Origin of the sequence: Dongshaea marina, from assembly GCF_003072645.1 — a bacterium.
GTDB classification, from domain to species: domain Bacteria; phylum Pseudomonadota; class Gammaproteobacteria; order Enterobacterales; family Aeromonadaceae; genus Dongshaea; species Dongshaea marina.
In genome coordinates, this window is the sequence record NZ_CP028897.1 from 3614513 (window position 1) to 3635139 (window position 20627).

The 20627-nt window shown below is 51.3% G+C and carries 15 protein-coding genes and 2 tRNA genes; 5 read left to right on the forward strand and 12 right to left on the reverse strand.

What is annotated here, in order from left to right; genetic code table 11:
* The first annotated feature begins 337 nt into the window (after positions 1-337).
* Positions 338-715 carry an autonomous glycyl radical cofactor GrcA gene (gene grcA / locus DB847_RS16925; RefSeq protein WP_108651760.1) on the forward strand — a complete coding sequence of 126 codons (378 nt, stop codon included), beginning with the start codon at positions 338-340 and terminating at the stop codon, positions 713-715.
* A gap of 77 nt (positions 716-792) precedes the next feature.
* On the opposite strand, the gene DB847_RS16930 is transcribed toward grcA, so the two are convergent.
* The 8 genes from DB847_RS16930 to DB847_RS16965 all read right to left on the reverse strand — a co-directional run bounded on the left by DB847_RS16930 (position 793) and on the right by DB847_RS16965 (position 12509).
* Positions 793-3750 (reverse strand): heavy metal translocating P-type ATPase, encoded by a 2958-nt coding sequence (locus DB847_RS16930; RefSeq protein WP_199911602.1) that lies wholly within the window; start codon positions 3748-3750, stop codon positions 793-795.
* 304 nt (positions 3751-4054) lie between these two features.
* On the reverse strand, positions 4055-4897 hold the full coding sequence (locus DB847_RS16935; RefSeq protein WP_108651761.1) for an SAM-dependent methyltransferase: 843 nt from the start codon (positions 4895-4897) through the stop codon (positions 4055-4057).
* Positions 4898-5118: 221 nt separating this feature from the next.
* Entirely contained in the window at positions 5119-5841 is a 723-nt protein-coding gene (locus DB847_RS16940) for a hypothetical protein (protein ID WP_108651762.1), read from the reverse strand.
* Positions 5842-5864: 23 nt separating this feature from the next.
* Complete coding sequence (locus DB847_RS16945; protein WP_234418421.1) at positions 5865-6623, reverse strand: hypothetical protein; 759 nt, start codon at positions 6621-6623, stop codon at positions 5865-5867.
* Between the two features lie 414 nt (positions 6624-7037).
* Entirely contained in the window at positions 7038-8303 is a 1266-nt protein-coding gene (gene thrC, locus DB847_RS16950; RefSeq protein WP_108651764.1) for a threonine synthase, read from the reverse strand.
* A complete protein-coding gene (thrB, locus tag DB847_RS16955; protein ID WP_108651765.1) occupies positions 8290-9246 on the reverse strand; it encodes a homoserine kinase in 957 nt (318 codons plus the stop codon). The genes thrC and thrB overlap by 14 nt, the downstream gene beginning before the upstream one ends.
* A gap of 9 nt (positions 9247-9255) precedes the next feature.
* Positions 9256-11700 (reverse strand): bifunctional aspartate kinase/homoserine dehydrogenase I, encoded by a 2445-nt coding sequence (gene thrA, locus DB847_RS16960; protein ID WP_108651766.1) that lies wholly within the window; start codon positions 11698-11700, stop codon positions 9256-9258.
* 119 nt (positions 11701-11819) lie between these two features.
* A complete protein-coding gene (locus DB847_RS16965) occupies positions 11820-12509 on the reverse strand; it encodes a tRNA/rRNA methyltransferase (RefSeq protein WP_108651767.1) in 690 nt (229 codons plus the stop codon).
* A gap of 207 nt (positions 12510-12716) precedes the next feature.
* On the opposite strand from DB847_RS16965, the gene DB847_RS16970 reads away from it, so the two are divergent.
* Entirely contained in the window at positions 12717-13274 is a 558-nt protein-coding gene (locus DB847_RS16970) for a hypothetical protein (RefSeq protein ID WP_108651768.1), read from the forward strand.
* Here the strand turns inward: DB847_RS16970 and DB847_RS16975 are convergent.
* Positions 13264-15960 carry a cation-transporting P-type ATPase gene (locus DB847_RS16975; RefSeq protein ID WP_108651769.1) on the reverse strand — a complete coding sequence of 899 codons (2697 nt, stop codon included), beginning with the start codon at positions 15958-15960 and terminating at the stop codon, positions 13264-13266. The two genes, DB847_RS16970 and DB847_RS16975, sit on opposite strands and share 11 nt — an antisense overlap.
* A 172-nt stretch (positions 15961-16132) precedes the next feature.
* Here DB847_RS16975 and DB847_RS16980 point away from each other — a divergent pair, with 172 nt between their 5' ends.
* Both DB847_RS16980 and DB847_RS16985 read left to right on the forward strand, forming a co-directional pair.
* Entirely contained in the window at positions 16133-17029 is an 897-nt protein-coding gene (locus tag DB847_RS16980; protein WP_159084702.1) for a type 2 periplasmic-binding domain-containing protein, read from the forward strand.
* 108 nt (positions 17030-17137) lie between these two features.
* A complete protein-coding gene (locus DB847_RS16985; RefSeq protein WP_108651771.1) occupies positions 17138-18037 on the forward strand; it encodes a type 2 periplasmic-binding domain-containing protein in 900 nt (299 codons plus the stop codon).
* Between the two features lie 6 nt (positions 18038-18043).
* Here the strand turns inward: DB847_RS16985 and DB847_RS16990 are convergent, their stop codons facing one another.
* On the reverse strand, positions 18044-18553 hold the full coding sequence (locus tag DB847_RS16990) for a DUF3293 domain-containing protein (protein WP_108651772.1): 510 nt from the start codon (positions 18551-18553) through the stop codon (positions 18044-18046).
* A 613-nt stretch (positions 18554-19166) separates the two neighbouring features.
* On the opposite strand from DB847_RS16990, the gene arcA reads away from it, so the two are divergent.
* Positions 19167-19883: a two-component system response regulator ArcA gene (gene arcA, locus DB847_RS16995; protein WP_108651773.1), complete on the forward strand. Its 717-nt coding sequence runs from the start codon at positions 19167-19169 to the stop codon at positions 19881-19883.
* 220 nt (positions 19884-20103) lie between these two features.
* Here arcA and DB847_RS17000 read toward each other — a convergent pair.
* Positions 20104-20178, reverse strand: a tRNA-Gly gene (locus DB847_RS17000).
* Between the two features lie 9 nt (positions 20179-20187).
* Positions 20188-20261, reverse strand: a tRNA-Gly gene (locus tag DB847_RS17005).
* Between the last annotated feature and the right edge of the window lie 366 nt (positions 20262-20627).

Sequence of the window (20627 nt, forward strand, 5' to 3'; positions counted from 1 at the left end):
AAGGGATCAATCTTTTCGCATGCAGGCGGCGAATCAGGGCCAATAGCGGTTTTGAATGAAAAAAAACAACATTAAGAAAAGGCAGTCTGCACAACCAAGATCCAGTAAAACCATATAAAGTGCAGGTTTATTGATATAGCTCAAACTAAACCTTGGCTAAACCGCCAAAAAAAACTTCATTTATTGACCAAAATCAAATAGACATGGGCAAATATGTGTTGTAGGATTCAACCATACAAAGCGAAGGGCTAAAGCAAATCCCCCCTCGTTCGGTTCGAAAATTACGTAATTTAATTACATTTTCGAGACACATCGCTTGCATGTTAGGAGCAGCATCATGATTAAAGGCATTCAAATCACTAAAACTGAAAATGAAGCTCTGCTGAACTCTTTCTGGCTGTTAGATGAAGAGAACCAGCAGGCGCGTTGCCTGTGTGCCAAAGGAAACTATCAGGAAGATCAAACGGTCGCTTTGAACGAGCTGGGCCAGTTTGATTACCGTGAAGTACCTATGACTGCAGAGCCTGTGGTTGAAGGTGGTCAGCACCTGAACGTTAACGTCCTGCAGCGTGAAACTCTGGAAGATGCGGTCAAGCACCCGGAAAAATACCCTCAGCTGACGATTCGTGTCTCCGGATATGCAGTTCGCTTTAACTCTCTGACACCTGAGCAGCAGCGTGACGTGATCTCCCGTACTTTTACTGAATCTCTGTAATCTTCAGTCATTTGTATAAAAAAATCCGCCAACTGGCGGATTTTTTTATGGGTATTCAAGAGCAGTTTTCAGCCAACTCACACATCTCGCGTCTTAGGCTTAAAGCGGCGTAACCGATTGGCGTTGGTGACCACGGTAAAGGATGAAAAGGCCATCGCACCTCCCGCCACTATTGGGCTGAGCAAGATCCCGACAAAGGGATAGAGTACGCCTGCCGCAATAGGGATCCCCAGTCCGTTATAGATAAAGGCAAAAAACAGATTCTCCTTGATGTTTCTTAAGGTTCCTCGCGAAAGCTCAATCGCATCCGCCAGGCCATGCAGAGAAGGTCTCATCAGGGCAATATCTGCAGACTCGATTGCCACATCGGTTCCGGTTCCAACCGCAAAACCCACATCCGCCTTAGCCAGGGCCGGAGCATCATTGATCCCATCCCCGATCATTCCGACATGGAGTCCCTGCTGCTGTAACTCATAAACCAGGTTCGATTTATGCTCTGGCAGCATCTCGGCCCTGAAATCATCGATCGCAAGCTTATCTGCAACTGCCGCGGCCGTTTTAGGATTATCCCCGGTTGCCATCACCACCTTCACTCCGAGGCGATGTAAGCGCGCAATTGCCTGAAGAGAATCGCCACGGATAGCATCTGCCACCACAATAATTCCGGCCAGGACTCCATCCACGGCAAGATAGACCGCGGTCTTTCCCTGCCGGGAAAATTGATCTAGGCTGTTTTTAGCTACACTGGTATCAATCTGCTGGCGACTCATCAGCTTTTCGTTACCAAGATAGATCTGCTGCTGACCCACCCGCCCCTCAACTCCCAGGCCCGAAGTCGCCCTGAAGTCACTCCCCTTTTGTAATTGCAGCCCTCGCTGTTTCGCCGACTCAACGATAGCCTCTGCCAGGGGGTGCTCCGATGATTGTTCAAGACTGGCGGCCAGCCTCAGGAGCTCGTCTTCCCGGTATCCATTGAGTGGGACAATTTCGGTGACACTGGGTTTGCCCTCGGTCAGGGTTCCGGTTTTGTCGACGATAATAGTGTCCAGCTTACTGGCACTCTGCAGAGCCTCTCCGTTACGCACCAATAAACCCAGCTGTGCGGCCTTCCCCACCCCGGTAATAATCGACAGGGGAGTTGCCAGACCCAGGGCGCAGGGACATGCGATGATCAGCACAGTAGTGAATACGATCAGGGCATGAGTCAGTGCCGGAGCCGGACCCGCCACATACCAGATCACAGCAGAGATGAGGGCGACCAGGATCACCGCTGGCACAAATACCGCGGCTATCTTATCGGTCAACTGAGCAATGGGCAGCTTGGAGTTCTGCGCTCTTCTCACCAGGCGGATAATGTTGGCCAGAGCCGTATCCGCACCCACTTTTTCGGCGCGGAATATCAGGGTACCATTCTTGTTGATGGTTCCGGCAGAAAGCTGAGAATCCAGCTCTTTTTTTACCGCGATCGGCTCGCCGGTTAGCATAGACTCATCCACCGTTGAGTGTCCTTCAATCACTCGTCCATCGACCGGAATTTTGTCACCGGGACGAATGCGGATCCGATCGCCGACCACAACCTCTTCAATTGCCAGATCCGATTCTTCACCATCACGGATCACCCGGGCCGTCTTGGGCTGGAGCCCTATCAATTTTTTCACCGCCTCGCTGGTTTTTCCGCGAGCCCTGAGTCCCAGACCATGCCCCAGATTGATCAACCCGACAATGAAGGTCGCCGCCTCAAAATAGACGTGTCGTCCCGCCACGGGTAACAACTGAGGAAATAACACCACAAACATACTATAGAGCCAGGCCACACTGATCCCCATCGAGACCAGGGTATCCATGTTGGCACTACCGTGTTTAAGTTGGCTCCAGGCATTTTTATAAAAGTGCCCTCCCGGCCCGATAAGGATCAGCAGTACCAATACACCCACACCGCCCCAGGCCCATTGTTGTGTCTGAGTGTTGACGGCTGAGCTTCCTATAAAATCCCATAGCATCAGGGCAGCGCCAACGACCAGAGAGGCTGCAGCTCCCCACATCATCTGCAGGTACTGTTTGCGCTCTGCTCGCTCTTTCGCCTGCTGCCCCCTGACATCATCAGATAAAAGCTGGCCCGGGTAGCCTATATCCGAGAGAAGCTTAAGCAGCTCACTTGGAGAAACCTTGCCTTTGACCGTCACTGTTTTATCGGCAAGATTGACCATAGCGGCACTCACGCCGGGATTAGCCTTAACAGCCGACTCAATCTTATTCACACAGCTGGCACAGCTGATATTTGCAACAGAGAAAACCAGCTCATCTGCATCGCGTGCTGAGCCCGCTGCATAAGCCTTATAACCGGCCCTCTCGACAGCCTTGATAAGCTCAGATACATCGGCTTTCCCCTGTGGAGTCCAGCTGACTTCAGCTTCCTGCTCAACCAGATTCACCACCGCACTCTCGACTCCCGGAACCCCTTTGAGTGCCTTTTCTATTTTAGAAACACAACTGGCACAGCTCACCCCCTGCATCTGCAGACGCTCGGCAACCAGGGGTTTAGTCGCTGATGAGAGCTGCTCGGCAGGTGAAGCCTCTGTAGCTTGGGTGACATTCGAAGCAGCCCGGTCATCTGAGTCCTGTAAATCGATGGCTTGTGCCTGATAGCCTGCTTGCTGAATACGATCGATGACGGGCTGGGTTGATGTTCCAACGGGAAGCTCAATCCAGGCTTTGGACTCTTCGAAGCTAACCTTTACAGTTAACACCATGGGCAGCTGCTTAAGCAGGGCGCTAAGCTTTGATGCACAGCCGTTGCAGCTCATCCCATCGACTGAGAACTGATACTGCTGACCCGACGCTGTTAACTTTCGTTTTTGAAGCTGCTGATCCACTTCGGTGAATCTTTCCCAGGAATCAAGTTCCAATTGTAGCTGCTGCCCGGGAAAGCTTACCTGCGCCTTAACCCCGCAAAGGGCCTGTAGTTCGGCCTGAAGAGCCGATGCACAGTTTTGACAGCGCAGCCCTGTTAGCTGTAATGAAGCCGAGATACTCATCTTCATCTCCATCTTATTTGTTACCTTTGATAACTGTAAAGGTTCCAGTAACAAGAAGGTCAAGCAATAAATTCAGGTAAAAACAAAAACAGGAAGCAGAGCGCATCTTGATCCGCTCCGGTGGCTCGTGAGTCTTACACAAGAGACAGGTTCAGGGAGAGCCACTTCTTTAAGGATGAAGGCAAAGGCGGCGTGAACAGAAAAAGGATAAAGGGCGAAGCGATGGCTCAGCCCTTTGGACTACTCTACAGGCGTTTCCAATTTGAAGCTGCGGAGTCAAACCTGAAACACCGACAGGTCCCTTCTAGCGCACTTTACGAGCAATCACCGCGATTTCGGTGGCTTCCTCAGCGTAGGGATCCCCTGCCACATTGGCGAAATGACTTTCGATCTGCAGACCATGCTCAGCGAACTCTTTGCGCAAAGTTTCAAAAGAGTAGCACTTCAACCAGTTGTAGATGGTGCGGGTGCGCTGAGGTTCGATAATGGTGTGTTGATTGAGGACCACCTTCTCCCCCTCATAGTTGAAGGTATTGAGAAATCCATAATAATCACCATCACTCCAAAAATCCCCCATCTGGCGAAAGCCAAACTCGGTCGCCTCTGGCATCTTGGCATACTGAGCCAGGGAGTAAACATCTAACAAAATGGCCCCCTCGTCTTTGAGGGACTCGCTGAAGATCCCCAGTAGGGAAGCCCTTTGCTCGCTGCTCAGAGCAGAGTAATCACAATAGATCATAGTGATCAGATCAAAAGAGCTCGGCTCTTTGAACTCCAGATAGTCCTGTTGGCGGTAGTCGATGTTAAGCCCCGCCTCCAGGGCTTGCTCTGTGGCATAAGAAATGGAGTTTTCAGAAAAATCCACCCCGGTCACCTGGATGCCTCGCCTGGCAAACCGGGAGGTATAAAGGCCCGGGCCGCAACCAAAATCAACCAGTCTGGAGTTTGAATCTAACTGAAAATAATTGCAGATCCAGTCAACAGAACGCTCAATGAAGCGGATGTTGCGGGAGGCAAGCTCGGTTGTATCACTCAGGTGAAAAGCTAACATCTGCCGGGATATATAGGGATCGTTCCACATATCCGGTGCCGTATAGAACTGATAGAGTGCGGGTTTTTGATTAATCTTTGCTAATTGTTTGAACATGTCATTGACTCAAGAAATTGATAACTCATCAATGACGATCAAGGCAGGCTATTTGGCACCACCACTCGCCACTGATATGGAACAGTTTTTATAATTAAGAGTTTTCATTATTGACTCCTCCTGTGGCTTGGATGAAAAAGTGCTGCGATTGTAATCAATGCTCAGTGGAGATTCAAGCAGCCGGGACCGCAAAACCAGGCTACCTGATTCAACCCAGGGGGTCAGTGAGCGACTCCCGCGCCATCATAGTTACTATATCTATTGTTACTCGCAGAGCTTCGATAGGCATAGATCCGCGAATCATTGTAGGCAAAATAGCCATTCTTATTAAATGATGAGATGGTTCCATTGGCTATGATTGTCGAGTGCTCCTGGGCCCTGAACCCGGCACAAAAGGTAGAGCTCGTTGCGCTGCAGCTATGGGAGGCGTCCATGCCAGATGTCACAATCACCAGTGAATCGTTGAGAGCGCACACACCACCATATTGAAAGCCCAGGGTTTTGACCCCTCTGCCAACCCTGGCGAACGATCCATGATCTGATTTAATAGCACACCCCACTCCCCCGAAACGCTTGAGTTTGAGAGTGAGGTTGTCGACCAGACCAAGCACATGCCCGTGATCGATCACAATGCCATTTTTATGGAAGGTGATGCTGTGGTTATTCCCATCAATCTTAATCCGATCGCCATTAGGATTACTCACCACGATTTCTGATGAGTCTGAGTAATCCTGATTAAGCCGCAACGTCACCATAACATCTGGAGCGATAGACACATCCTTGAGTGCATTCAACCCCTGCTGCAAATTATCGACCGAGACACCATTCACATGGCCGGGGATATTATATGTTGTATTGTGCCCAATAAACTCAGCCGCACTGGCATTTGTGCAGATCACAGAAATAAATAATGCAAAGCTTGCTATAACAAATGATTTATTCATCACTATCCCTTAATTAGCTACAACTAGCCACGTACGATTTGTCCACCTGTATAAACTCTATCAAGAGCGCCCTTATTTCCTTCACCCCTGAAGTTATGAGCATTAATGGTTGACCCCATGGTCGCCAGGTATCCATACCCTTTATTATGATTGGATTTAATTTTGCTGCTTGAATATGCAGAAAGATTAATCTTAGAGTTGCCCGTTGCATAAAAACCGGCTCTAAGATTTGCTACCGAGACCGTATGAAAGATAGTTTCATTCACATCGATGACCGAATTGTAATAGGCACAAAAACCGTACTTAAAGTTGTAGGCCCGAACCCCATCGACATTTTTTACCTTCGAGTGATCACTTGCCCTCACCCCGCAGGAGTAACGACCCGCTCCGGGACCGACCAGCTTGATACTCCTGATCCCGCCCAGGGTATGCCCATCAATAACCCGGATCCCGGCACCGCTAAACTGCAACTTGTGAGGTCTTAGGTAGCTCCCTCCGCCGGATAAGATAATTCTCCGGCTATCGGGATGATTAATCGTAATGGTTGACACATTGCTGAGATCCTGAGTCAGGCGAATTGTCACATAACCACGGGTAATTCGTTTATCTCTGAGCAAATTGAGTGCCTGTTGCACTGAAGAAACCCGACCCGAGCCAAAGGGATTACTCCCTGGCACATTGATGGTCATACTATGGCTGATATTGGTCACTGTCGTCGCCATGACAACGCCAGGAAGCCCAAGGGATAGCCCGATAGCTATATAAATTCTGCTTAGTCTCATTGATAGTCCCTATAGAGTGCAGCTATAAAATATCTGGTTATTTATAACAAATCGTCTTTGCCCTAACAGAACATCAATACTGAAATCTCAGTAATCAATTTATCAAAGAAGCTCCATCCATATTAATAAATAGAGATGTAATACCACCTAGGGTCAAAAACCTATCTTAGGTGAATTTTATGCTTGCCAATAGACCATTTGATGGTCTATTGGCAAGCATAAATATCTGCTAGAGTGTTATGTTTTATAGTTATCTTGGAACTGTCAAATATACCTATTGACAAGTTGAGCACTCAATACATCAACTGATATTAAAAGTCCCCTCTGACATATAATCCGTAAGAGGGATTATCCTTTAAGTAAAAAAAGAGCGGACACGCCGCTCTTTAAAATAACAATCGGAACTACTTATCATTATAACTCGGCAAGCAGTGCCTCAAAATCAGCAGCCAGGGGCTTTGACAGAAGAGGCTCCCTGAGCGCTGACTCAAGTGCTGCCGGCAGCTTGGGAGCCACGCCGGTGATCTCAGCCACTTCTGTGGCAAATTTTGCCGGATGAGCCGTCGCCAGGAATACCCCGGTTTCTCCCGGTTTGAGTTCATCTTGCAAAACGCGCCAGGCCACCGCCCCGTGAGGCTCGGCAAGATAGCCCGAGTCTCGCAGTGTTTTCACCGCTTCACGGGTCTGCTGCTCATCGACCCGCCCATAGCCAAGCTCATCCCAGGACCAGCCCTTAAGTGCAAACAAAGCTTCAACCCTGGGCCAGTTATTGGGATCGCTCACATCCATTGAGCAGGAAAGGGTCGCCTGGGTTGATCTAACCTCCCACCCCTGACCATCCAGGTAACGGGGAACTGTATCATTGCTGTTGGTTGCCGCAACCAGACGCTTGACCGGTAAGCCCAGAGCCTTGGCAAGCAGTGCTGCCGTCAGGTTGCCAAAATTACCCGAAGGCACAGCGATCACCGGAGATTCACAACCACTCGGTAACTGGGCAAGGGCCTCAAAGTAATAACAGATCTGTGCAAATAAGCGGCTGACATTGATAGAGTTTGCTGAGTTCAGATGAATCCTGGATACCAGCTCGGGCTCACTGAAGGCATGACGTACCAAGGCCTGGCAGCTGTCAAAATCCCCGGCAACTGCGTAGGTCCGGATATTGCCGCCCAGGGTACAAAAGAGGTGTTCCTGGGCTCTGGAGATGCGTCCGCCGGGATAGAGCACCACCACCTCTACCCCGGGCTTGTTCCAAAAGGCGTGAGCCACCGCTGCACCTGTGTCTCCTGAGGTCGCAGTCAAAATGGTGACCGGCTGCTCTGGATAGAAGTGCTGCAGGCACTCAGCCATAAAGCGCGCGCCAAAGTCCTTAAAGGCCAGGGTTGGACCATGATAGAGCTCAAGGGCAAAGGTATTCTCTGTCACCGGGGCAAGTGGCACTGAGAAATCAAAGGCCCGGGCCACCATACCCTGCAGTGTGTCAAAAGGGATCTCATCGCCGATCAGGTGATGCAAGATCCGGGTTGAACGCTCCACAAAGGGAAGTTTAAGCAAAGATGGGATATCGGCCATCGGCTCGGGCAGCTTTGGAAAAAATAGCCCCTTATCACGCCCCAACCCCAGGCGAACCGCTTGGGCAAAGCTCACCTCCTGCTCCGGGTGCTTAAGATTATACAGTAACATCTAACTCCTCCCTGGCATCAGCTCCGCTCGAGTCCAGCTGACAGATATGACTAAAACCCTGCTCACTCTCAATAAAGTGATTCTCAAACCATAAATTCACTGTCTCTGCCACCTCACTGCAATCCGCCAGGGCAAACAGGGTCGGCCCGGATCCGGAGATCCCTACCGCCAGAGCCCCTTGCTCAGAAAGAGCGCTACATGCATTCGCAAAACCCGGGATCAAAGGTGATCGATAGGGCTCTGCTAATTCATCGTTGAGCACAGAGGCAGCCAGTGAGGCATTTTGGGTGTAACAGGACTGAACAAAGGTTGCCAGCTTGCGACCAAAATCGATACATACATGCCGGGGGTACTGATTTGGAAGAAGCCCCCGCGCCTGCTCGGTCGCAATTTTATAGCCGGGATAACAGACCACCCAACGCCAGTTTTCAAATATCGGCAGCGCACAGCTGAGCCCCTGAGCTTCACTCTGGATCAGCTGCATCCCTCCCAGAAAGGCCGGGGCCACATTATCGTAATGAACCGAGCCGGAGATCTGCCCCTCCAGCTCAGCCATCATCTGCAAAAGCTCACTTGATTCGAAGGGAGATTTAAAAAAATGATTCAATGCCGTAAAAGCTGCAACTATGCTTGAGGCTGACGAACCGAGCCCGGAACAGATCGGCAGGTTTTTTTCAAGATGAAGATGCAAGCCCTCAAGGGGTTTTCTGAGCCTGTGTAAAAAATACTCGGCCGCACGATACACCAGGTTCTGACTGGGATCGGCTGGCAAAATTCCGGCGCAGGGGCCACTGCAGTCCAGGGTGAGCGGCCCCCGGGTTGCACTGACAAACACCCGATCCCCTAATAAGCTCCCGTCAACCGGCCGAAGAGCGGCCCCCAGGAGATCAAAACCGACACTCACATTACCTATGGATGCCGGAGCATAAGCCACACTAGTCATCTACTCTCCTTAACGAATGATCCGCATCAGATCTGAAAATACACCGGCCGCCGTGACTTCACAGCCCGCCCCATAGCCCCGTAGCACCAGAGGAATCGGTTGATAATACAGACTATAAAATGCCAGGGCGTTCTCCCCCTCCCGGATACCGTACAGGGGATCGCTCAGGGGAACCTCACGCAGCCCCACCCGGCACTGATCTCCCTCTATCTCGGCCACATAGCGCAACACCGAATTGCTACTCTGAGCCCTGGCAAAGCTTTCGGAAAAATAATCATCAAGCTCAGGAAGACGCGCCATGAACTCATCCACGCAGCCACTGGAATCAAAGGACTCGGGCAAAACAGACTCGCACTGGATATCGGCAAGGCTCAGCATCCGGCCACTTTCCCGAGCCAGGATCAGCACCTTGCGGGTGACATCCAAACCACTGAGATCGATGCGGGGATCCGGCTCAGTGAAGCCCTTTTCGTAGGCTTTTCTCACTGAGGCTGAAAATGACAATCCCTCATCCAGGCAGCCAAAGATATAGGAAAGGGAGCCAGAGAGTATCCCGCGAAACGATTTGAGCTGATCGCCGGCCCGTAGCAGGTTTTGTAGATTCTCTATCACCGGCAGGCCGGCACCGACCGTGGCCTCATACATAAGGCGTCGCTTACAGGTCAGGGCCACCTGGCGCAGCAGCTGGTAATACTCCAGATCAGCCGTATTGGCAATCTTATTGGGGGTCACCACGTGAAAGCCTGCCTGCATAAATCCAAGATACTGGTGGGCGATCCCCTCATCGGCGGTACAATCGGCGATGACAGGGTTGATCAGGTGATGCTGCTTAACCAGGGTGCGGATCCGCTCAAGCTCAAAGGGCTGAGTTGACTGCTCGGCCAGCTCACGCCAGTTTTCAAGCTCGATGCCATCTGCATCAACCACCATCTTTTTGGAGCTACCCAGGGCGATCACCCGGATCCTCAGCTGCTGTTCGGCCAGGGTTTGCTGCTGACGGCGGATCTGCTCTAACAGAGCCGATCCCACCCCGCCACAGCCGATCAACACCAGATCTATGGTCTTAAAGCTCACAAAGAAGTTTTGATGGCAGGATTTAACCGCCTCCTGCACCTTATCCCGCTTGATCACCGCCGACAGCGAGCGCTCGGAAGAGCCTTGGGCAATCGCAATGATATTGACCGCTATCTGTGACAGGGCGGTAAAAAACCGCGCCGCAATCCCCTTGTTGGTACGCATCCCGTCACCGATCAGCGAGATGATTGCCAGATCCGAGAGTACATCGATATCGTCGAGGCGATGACTGTTGAACTCCAGCTCGAACTCTTCACGAAGCGCATGCTCTGTAGTCGCGACATCTCGTTGGTGAATACAGAAGCTAATGCTGTATTCAGAAGAGGACTGGGTGATCAGGGCAACCGAGACCCGCGCCCTGGATACCGCGGAAAAAACCCGGCCCGCCATGCCGACCATCCCCTTCATCCCCGGCCCTGATAGGGTGATCATCGCCATCTCGGTTAGCTCCGAGATCGCCTTCACCGGTTCATCCGCGGCGCCGCTTCGATGATCGATGAGAGTGCCCGACTGCTCCGGATGCCAGCTGTTACAGATATGACAGGGGATCTGATACTGAGCAATCGGCGCTATGGTTTTTGGGTGTAGCACTCTGGCGCCGAAATAGGAGAGCTCCATCGCCTCCTGGTAGGAAAGGTGTTTCAGTAAGCGAGCATCACTAACCAGACCGGGATCACAATTATAGACCCCATCGACATCGGTCCAGATTTCGCAGCATTCAGCATGGATGCAAACAGCCAGTGCAGCAGCTGAGTAGTCTGAGCCGTTACGTCCCAGGGTCAACAGCTCGCCATCCGTATCTCCGGCAATAAAGCCCTCCATCAGGTAGAGCCCCTCACTGTCTAAGGCCAGCTCGGAAAAACGCTCCCTGGAAGCATCAATATCGATCAGAGCCTCATCACCATTGCCCTGGTGGGTCGCCACCAATAAAGATTCCGGATGCAAGCGCTGGACTTTCTGTCCCTGACTCTCCAGCAGTCCCTGCATACACAACACAGAGAGTCGCTCACCAAAAGCCAGTATCCGGGCCTGGATCCGCCGGGGGCACTCCCGAAGAAGCGCGACCCCCTGCAGTAACCCTGACAGCTCAGCCAAGTTTGCCGTCAGCTGTTCCTCCCGGCGCTGACTCACCTCATCCGGGAGTGGTAACTCTTTTAAGAGTTGCCGCGCCTGACTCTCAATGCCGGCTAAAATTGTCTCGGCTGATTCTCCGGCCCGGCAACGCTCCACGGCATGTAGCAATGCATTGGTTACCCCCGCCGGAGCCGACAGCACCACCGCAATCGGTACCTGCTGCCGCTTGGCAACTATGATCGAGCTAACATTACGAAATCGTTTACCATTTGCCAGTGATGTTCCGCCAAACTTTAATACTCGCATCCACGCACTCCCTGCTACTGCTCTGTTACGCCTGCTTAAACTCTCTTTTTACAGATTCAGACTAAAAAACATTCGATTTTCGCATTCTGACAAAAGCATCCTGGCCTGTCATCCCTGGTTTAGCTATTTTCTAGCTTTTCTTTCAAACGGTTACAAAGCGAGTGGGCCATCTTCAACTCTCGGCTATTGAGCAAGGGAAGTTTCTGAATCAGCCACTGACTAAGGGCCTCATCCTCTGAAAAATCGAGTTCTCTGAGTAAAGTTGCGCTCTTATGCTTTAAAGCATGGATCTGCCCGCTATCAATTTCTTCGGCTGGCAGCTCTTCCAAATCCTCTAAAGAGGAGAGCTCATAGCTATACAGCATGATCGCCTGCCCTAGGTTCAATGAGGGGTAGCTAACCTTAAGGGGCAGATAGGTCAGAAGATCGGCCTGCTCAAGCTCCTGATTGGTGAGCCCAGACTCTTCACGGCCAAACAGGATTGCCACCCGGGCCAGGTTTTGCTGTTTATCCCGAAGCTGCTGACATAGCTCGACAGGATTTAAGTATTGCTGGCAATGTCCCCGGCGCCGAGCCGTGGTGGCGATCACCAGATCCATATCTGCAACCGCTTCATTCACTGAGTCAAAACTCTCGGCCTGCTCCAGGATCTCCTGAGCCCCATGAGCAACCCAACGGGCCTGGTCGCTTTGGTGGGCATCACTGGCAACCAGGCGCATGTTAGCAAAGCCCATGGTTTTCATCGCCCGCGCCGCTGCCCCGACATTTTCTCCCCGGGCCGCCCCAACCAGAATAAAATAGATCTCCAATTCTCATCCCCTCATTCACACAGATGGCCGCACTCTAACCCCAAGGAGGATGAAATACCATGGACAAATTTCTGGCAGCTGATTTTAGTATTAAGAAAAATGGCTTTTTGTTCAGGATGTTATAAATTTGTGAGCGTTTTTTGCAAATAGATCTCTTTACTGTGCCCCATTGTATGCCATGATTGGATCTCATACAGGAGCTTGCCAATGGTGAAAGGAACTCACAATTTTGGCTTTATCCCGACTGCGGCCCTCTGCAGCCTGGCTCTGTATTGCCTTCCCATTCATGCCCAGCCCTCGGCACCGACGCTACTGATTAACAATAATGATGCCAGCGCCAGTCCGGTAAAAGATAACTGGTATCTCTCCAGCTATTCTGCGGCCCTCTACCAGCCACCAAGCACTGACAATAGCAAACCTTTTGATCTGTGGTTAATCAACGGTGGATACCAGGGAAAACTGAACAACAAACTTTCAGTCTTTGTGGAGGCAGGCTTTACCCAGCCTCAGCAAGCCAGTGAGCCACTAACCATCCAGGGTTACAACATGTCCACAGGGTTGAGCTATCAGCCCTCGCACTCCTGGGAGGTGTCGACCCAGCTACGGCAGATCAGCTGGAGTAATAGCGATCTTCAGGATCTACAGCTGGGGCTGGCTGGCCGCTACAAGCTCAACGAGCGGCTCTCACTGAAAGCCAGCTATGATCTGCTCACGACTGAGAGTCAGAGTAACCAGCTCAGCCTTGGAGTTGGATTTAATTTTTGAAGAAGTGACGCAGCAGAGCCTTCTCGAGCTCCACCAGCCAAAGCACGGAAGAGGTGATGATCAGGATCCTGCCCCAATCAACCCAGTCGAGAGGACGGGTGTCAAACATCTGCTGCATGGGTAAGCTGTAGGTGAAAAGAAGCTGCAGCAGGATCAGCAGTCCACAGGCAAGCAGGGCATAACGGTTCTCAAAAAATCCCTGATAGCTCAAAGAGCATTGCAGGAAGTAGCGTGCATTAAACAGATAAAAAATCTCAAAAGTGACCAGGGTATTGACCGCGACAGTGCGTGCCAGCTCAATCTCAGCCCCCTCGATTCGATACCAGACAAACAAGCCAAAGGTTCCGCTCACCAGGATGATAGACACCAGCAGGATCCGCCATAGCAGGAAACCGGACAGCAGAGGCTCCTGAGCAGGTCTCGGAGGGCGCTCCATGATTTTAGACTCTGAAGGCTCAAAGGCCAGAGCCAGAGCAAGAGTCACAGCCGTGACCATGTTCACCCACAAGATCTGTACCGGAGTAATCGGCAGCTGGCGTCCTAACACAACCGCAGCCATGATACTCAAAGCCTGAGCACCATTGGTAGGCAGAATAAACAGAATCGCCTTCTTAAGGTTATCGTAGACGGTTCGCCCCTGCTCAATCGCATGCTCAATTGAGGCAAAGTTATCATCCGTCAAAACCATCTCTGCCGCTTCCTTGGTCACCTCAGTCCCTTTGATTCCCATCGCGATCCCAACATCTGCCCGCTTGAGGGCCGGCGCATCATTCACCCCATCCCCTGTCATGGCCACCACTTCACCTTTGGCCTGCAGCGCTTCAACCAGTCTCAGCTTGTGCTCGGGGCTGGTCCGGGCAAAGATATCAACCTGCTGCACCTTGAGCTGGAGCTCCTCCGGGCTCAGGGCCTCCAGCTCTGAGCCCGAAAGCGCAGCCTCACAATGGCTCATTCCAAGCATTCTGCCAATCGCCTTGGCCGTCTCCAGATGATCGCCGGTAATCATCTTGACACTGATCCCTGCCTGCTGACACAGGCGCACCGCATGAATCGCCTCGCTACGAGGCGGGTCAATAAACCCGATCAATCCCAGAAAAACCAGCCCCTGCTGAAGATCTTCATGATGCAACGAGGTGACCAACTCAGAGACTTCTGAGTGCGCCACGGCGAGTACCCGCATTCCCTGGCAAGCCAGTAATTCCAGTTGCTCCTCCCAATACTCCCGGTTGAGGGGCTCGGTCTGCTCCCCGATCGCCTGCCGGGTACAGAGATCTAACAGGCTCTCCGGTGCCCCCTTCACCGAGATCTGCCTCTGACCACTGTGATTATGCTCCAGGGTGGCCATCAGCCGATGCTGAGACTCAAAGGGAATGAGATCAAGACGCTGCCACTCCTGAAGCTCCAACCCAACATCCAGACCCGACTTATAGGCCAAGACCATCAAGGCAGCCTCCATGGGATCGCCCTGAGGAGCCTTCCCCTCAGCACCGGGCAGCATCACGGTATCATTACATAGCACCCCAACCCGCAGTAACTTTCCAAGCCAGGGCTCACTCTCAAGCTCAAGCTCAATGCCCGCAGCAGACTGGACGACGCCATGCAGATCATAACCACTACCAGTGATCTCAATCAGATGCTGCCGGGTTACCAGAGCTCTTGCCGTCATCTCATTTCGGGTGAGGGTTCCCGTCTTATCTGAACAGATCACCGTCACAGAACCCAGGGTCTCGACCGCAGGTAAACGACGGATGATCGCCTCACGCCGGGCCATATGTTGCACCCCGATCGCAAGGGTGATTGTCATGATTGCCGGTAGCCCCTCAGGGATTGCCGCCACCGCCAATCCCACCGCGGCCAGAAAGAGATCCAAAATCCCGTACTCACGAACAACCCAGCCAAATACAAACATCACCAGAGCCAGAGCCAGGATCCCAACAGTCAGCCAGCGGGCAAACTGCTCCAACTGCCGAAGAAGCGGAGTAATGAGGGTTGATACACTCTTTAACAGGGCACTGATCCGTCCAAGCTCGGTTGCTTCGCCTGTTGCGACCACCACCCCCTCCCCCTGGCCCCGGGTGATGAGAGCCCCTGAATAAAGCATGCAGGTGCGATCCCCTAAAGAGAGCTCCCGCGCCACAAAGCCCGGATGTTTATCTACGGGTAGGGATTCACCGGTCAACAGAGCCTCGTCACATTGCAGGTTATGAGTACGAAACAGGCGAATATCAGCAGGGACCTTATCCCCCGGCTGCAAGCGAACCCAGTCCCCTAACACCAGCTCATCGGCATTAATTGAATTGAAACTTCCATCTCGTTTGGCCATCGCCTGATGGGAGAGCATGTCACGAATCGCCTCCAGGGCCTTCTCAGCCTTTCCCTCCTGAACCACCCCGATCAGGGCGTTGATAACCACGACCGCGATAATAACGCTGGTATCAACCCAGTGACCCACAATAGAAGTAACTATCGCGGCCACCAGCAGGACATAGATCAAAAGGTTGTGAAACTGCTGAGCAAAGCGAAGTAGCCAGGGTCTTTTGGAGGCGGGGTTGAGTCGATTATAGCCATCGCGCTGCAGGCGCTCGGACGCCTGAGACTCACTGAGCCCCAACTCAGAGCTTTCAACCTTGGAGAGGACCTCAGACTCAGGCAGGGCATGCCAATAGTCTGACTCGGGTACAGCCATAACCCGGTTCCTTGTCAAAAATAGATGGCTTCTAATCTAAAGCTAGTACAAAACCCGCAGTAAGTTTGAATGCAGCTATAGGTGTTCAATAGAATCTGCGACTCGCAAGCCATTTCCCCGCATCAGGAAGACTCACTACACTTTATATAATCCCTGAGTGAAGGTTTATGTCATGCGATATCTCTGGCACTTGATACTGCTGATCCTGCTCCTTCCAATTTTTTCGACCAAGGCTGCACAGCAATTTATCTATCCCAGGCAGCCGGATAACCAGCGCCATGCTTATCTGATTGAGCTTCTTAAGCTGGCCATTGATAAAACGACCGCCAACTATGGTGCCGCCTCGGTACTTCCCTCCAAGAAGCCGATGTTTGAGGGGCGTTATATCAAATCACTTCTGAGCAACAAAGGTGATGTCACCGTCATCTGGACCTCGACCTCCTTTGATAAAGAGCAGCAGATGCTCCCGGTCAGGATTCCACTATACAGGGGACTGCTGGGATACCGTATTCCCCTGATCGATCGCAGCTCCCAGGCAAAATTGACCAATATCGACTCCCTCTGCATGCTGCGTGAACTGCGCATCGGACAGGGCGCCCATTGGGGAGATGTAGCCATCTATCAGGAGAATGGTTTTAAGGTCACGACCACCCCCATCTACCACAATCTGGTGCAGATGCTCAGTCGTCATCGCTTTGACCTGTTACCTCTTGGGATCACCGAGATCATCACCGAGCAAAGCTACTGGCAACAAAGGTATCCGCACCTGGTGATAGAGTCCTCCCTGCTTATCCATTACCCATTTGCCTACTACTTCTTTGTCAATAAAAAGGAACAGCAGATGGCTGCTCGCCTCGCCGCAGGGCTGGAGACGATGCTGAACGATGGCAGCTTTGATCAACTCTTTGAGAAGCACTATGCCCGGGACTTAGAAACCCTCAAGCTCAATCAGCGACGCCTGTTTGAGCTGAGCAACCCGGAGCTTCCTCCCTCGACGCCACTGCACCGTCTGTCGCTATGGTTTAAGCCCCTTATCTCACCCAGCCTGGTTCACTCGGATCAATGTTAGCCCGAACCAAGCCTCCTCCCCGGGTTGAAAAGCAAACAAGGGTTAACGCAATTTGGTGAGGATTCACTAAACTTTCAGATAAGATCGCTCCTGACTGTTACACGACCTATGAAAAAACTCTGCCTGCTAGCCCTTCTTCTTTTCTCATCCACCACACTGGCAGTTGAGGTTGAGAAGTTTATCTATCCCAATCAGCCTGATAACCAGCGCCACGCTTATATGATCCAGCTGCTCAAGATGGCCGTTGCCAAAACAGAATCTATCTATGGCCCGGGAGAGGTGCTCCCATCACAGAAGGTGATGTATGAGGGACGCTACCTTCAGGAGATCAATCACCCTCACGGTGGCCTTAACGTGATCTGGACCTCAACCTCCTATCAAAAAGAGAAAGAGATGCGCCCCATTTCTATCCCACTGTATCGGGGACTCCTGGGATATCGCATCGCCCTGATTGATAAATCGATGCAGAGCAGACTGTCCCAGGTCCACTCTCTGTGCCAACTCAGAGATTTCAGCGTTGGCCAGGGAGAGCACTGGGGCGATGTCAGTATTTATGAAGCGAACCACTTCAAGGTGGTTACCAATCCTGTCTATCCCAAACTTATTGAGATGCTGAGTGATAAGCGCTTTTCCATGCTGCCCCTGGGAGCCACAGAGATCATGGGAGAGTATCGATTCTGGAAGAACAAGTATCCCAACCTGGCCATCGAGTCCTCACTGCTCATTCACTACCCCTTTGCCTACTACTTCTTTGTGAACAAGGAAGATAAGCTGCGTGCCGAGCGATTACAAAAGGGTCTGGAGATCATGATCAAGGATGGAAGCCTGAATCGGTTGTTCCAGCAGTACTATGGCCATATGCTACACATTCTGCGGATCACCCAGCGACGGATCTTTAACCTGGAGAACCCACAACTGCCGGAAACAACCCCACAACATAGGTTGGCATTGTGGTTTTCTCCGCTGATCTCGGGTACGGCCGCCACCCAGGTGGATTGCGCAGAGTAGAAAATCTCAGTCCGGCTCGCGGGTTTTCCCGATAGGAGTCTGCAGCTGTGAAATCTGCTGGCTATGGCTGACCCTGTGCCCCCAGTCCGCCGGCATCGGCAGCAGCCGCTCCCCCAGGAGGGTCAGGTGAATTGCCTCATGAGGCTCCATGGTCGCCGTCTCCAGCCATAACTCCCCCTGGGTACACCAATAAAATGCTTTTTGATTAAAAGTACGAGCCAAGCGAATCGCTTCTTCCCGGGAGCAGCAGATCCCATGACTGAGCTCATAATGGTTCAGATCCCGGGCACAACCCCACAACACTCGCGAATCCCAACCCCGGCGTTCGATGAAGGATACCAGCTCCCGGTCTCGCTGTTGGTTACTCCGGGCATCCAGTAACATCCCATCCGGATTACAGGCGGTAATAATCGCAAAATGAATGGATTCAGGATAGGGCTCAGGGAAGATAAAGAAGATCTCCTGATATAGCTTCCAGAGTGAATGATTATCTCCAAAACACGCTTGATTACGCATTTCCTCCTCCAGTATGGGCCAAAAACTCAAAATACCGGATGTAAATTTGCAACAGCAGAGCCCCAATATTGCTCTAGTTTTGCCATAAATTATAAAAGATTACTCTAAGATTTTGCCCGGATGACACTATCTTTTGTTGCTAAATTGCTCAACCAAAATCGCGTCATTTAATGTCGCACTCAATCGAATCCTCGTGCTTTAAAGAAATAATCTTTCATAAAATCAGCAGCAGATCCCCCTCTATCCCTTACCGGTCAAGGGATGAGTGCAGATCATACAGTTCCTCCTGCATATTGATTTATATCAAATATCGCTCAGAAATTTTGTTTCTGATCCCACACCCTGTTGTTATCCATCTGTTAAATGCATAGAATGCCCCCTATCTGAAAAGGATATCCATCCGGTAAAAGATCGGTAAGGCGAGTAACATCACCAGTGAAAGCTGATTTTTTACTTTTATTTCAAGGATTTAAGACTACTTTTTCGACTATGGCTGAGTGACTGGTACGGTTTTCGGCACAGGGTGGTGTTGTTTAATTTCAGGAGCCGTAAGGTAAAAAACCACACAGTCCACTATATAGATACAAAGATAAGGTTAACTCTGGGTAGATACATGCAAACACCACAAATCCTGATCGTTGAAGACGAATTGGTTACTCGCAACACACTCAAAAGTATTTTCGAAGCTGAAGGATACGCCGTATCTGAAGCGACGGACGGCGATGAGATGTACCAAATCCTGTCACAGAATCCAGTCAATCTGGTGATCATGGATATCAATCTGCCAGGTAAAAATGGCCTGTTGCTGGCAAGAGAGTTGCGTGAGCAACACAATGTGGCCCTAATGTTTCTGACTGGTCGTGATAATGAAGTCGATAAGATCCTCGGCCTTGAGATCGGAGCAGATGACTATATCACCAAGCCATTTAACCCTCGTGAGCTGACTATTCGGGCACGTAACCTTCTGAGCCGCACCATGAATGCAGCCGTTCAGGAAGATAAAAAAGCGGTCGAGCGCTACAGCTTCAACGGCTGGATTCTGGAGATCAACAGCCGCTCTCTGGTCAGCCCCACGGGTGAAAGCTTCAAGCTGCCACGCAGTGAATTCCGTGCCCTGCTTCACTTCTGTGAGCACCCGGGTCAGATCCAGACTCGCGCCGAACTGCTCAAGAAGATGACAGGCCGTGAGCTGAAGCCTCACGACAGAACAGTCGATGTAACCATTCGCCGGATCCGCAAGCACTTTGAGAGCATTGCCGATACTCCGGAGATCATCGCCACCATCCATGGCGAAGGCTATCGCTTCTGCGGCGATCTTGATCAGGAATAATCTTCCCTAAGAGGCAGCCCAGGCTGCCTCTTCTGTTTGTACTCCCCCACCCGTATTAACATCCAAGCCACTCTTCTAACGCTCATTTGACGACTGGGATATCCAGGTTCAGAGCCATACCGCTCGATTCAGTAACCGAGATGAAAAAAGCAACATGGGACTATTGGGCTCGGGATGATCACTCACATGAGTGTTTTAAGAGAGCAGGGAAAGCAGGAGTTGGAGCGGGCAGCGGGAATCGAACCCGCATCATCAGCTTGGAAGGCTGAGGTAATAGCCATTATACGATGCCCGCATCTAGACTTGGAGCGGGTGATGGGAATCGAACCCACGTTATTAGCTTGGGAAGCTAAAGTTCTACCATTGAACTACACCCGCCTCGTTGGCTGAAAGTTAATATATCGTGTTTTTCCTGAGAATCAATGCAACAGGCTCACAAAATTAGCCATTTGAGTTCAACCGCTCACGCCGCAACCGATTTGCACAGTTCCCGACCAGGTGTTTCATAATAATCATTCTCATCTACTTGCGTTTCACGACGATGATGGGTAACGTTCGCCAGATATCTCTCCAAGGGGCATTATGCGAGGCTCTGTTGACGTAACTGATTTTGAACCTGTTGCCCCTGAAAATACTCTGTTCGCGGCGCGAATCTTGAAGTTTAGTTGCTCTAAATGAGTGGTGAGCAACAATGAACAGGGCTTTTTCAGGCGCAACCCGCAGGGCAGTGGCAATTTTCCCACC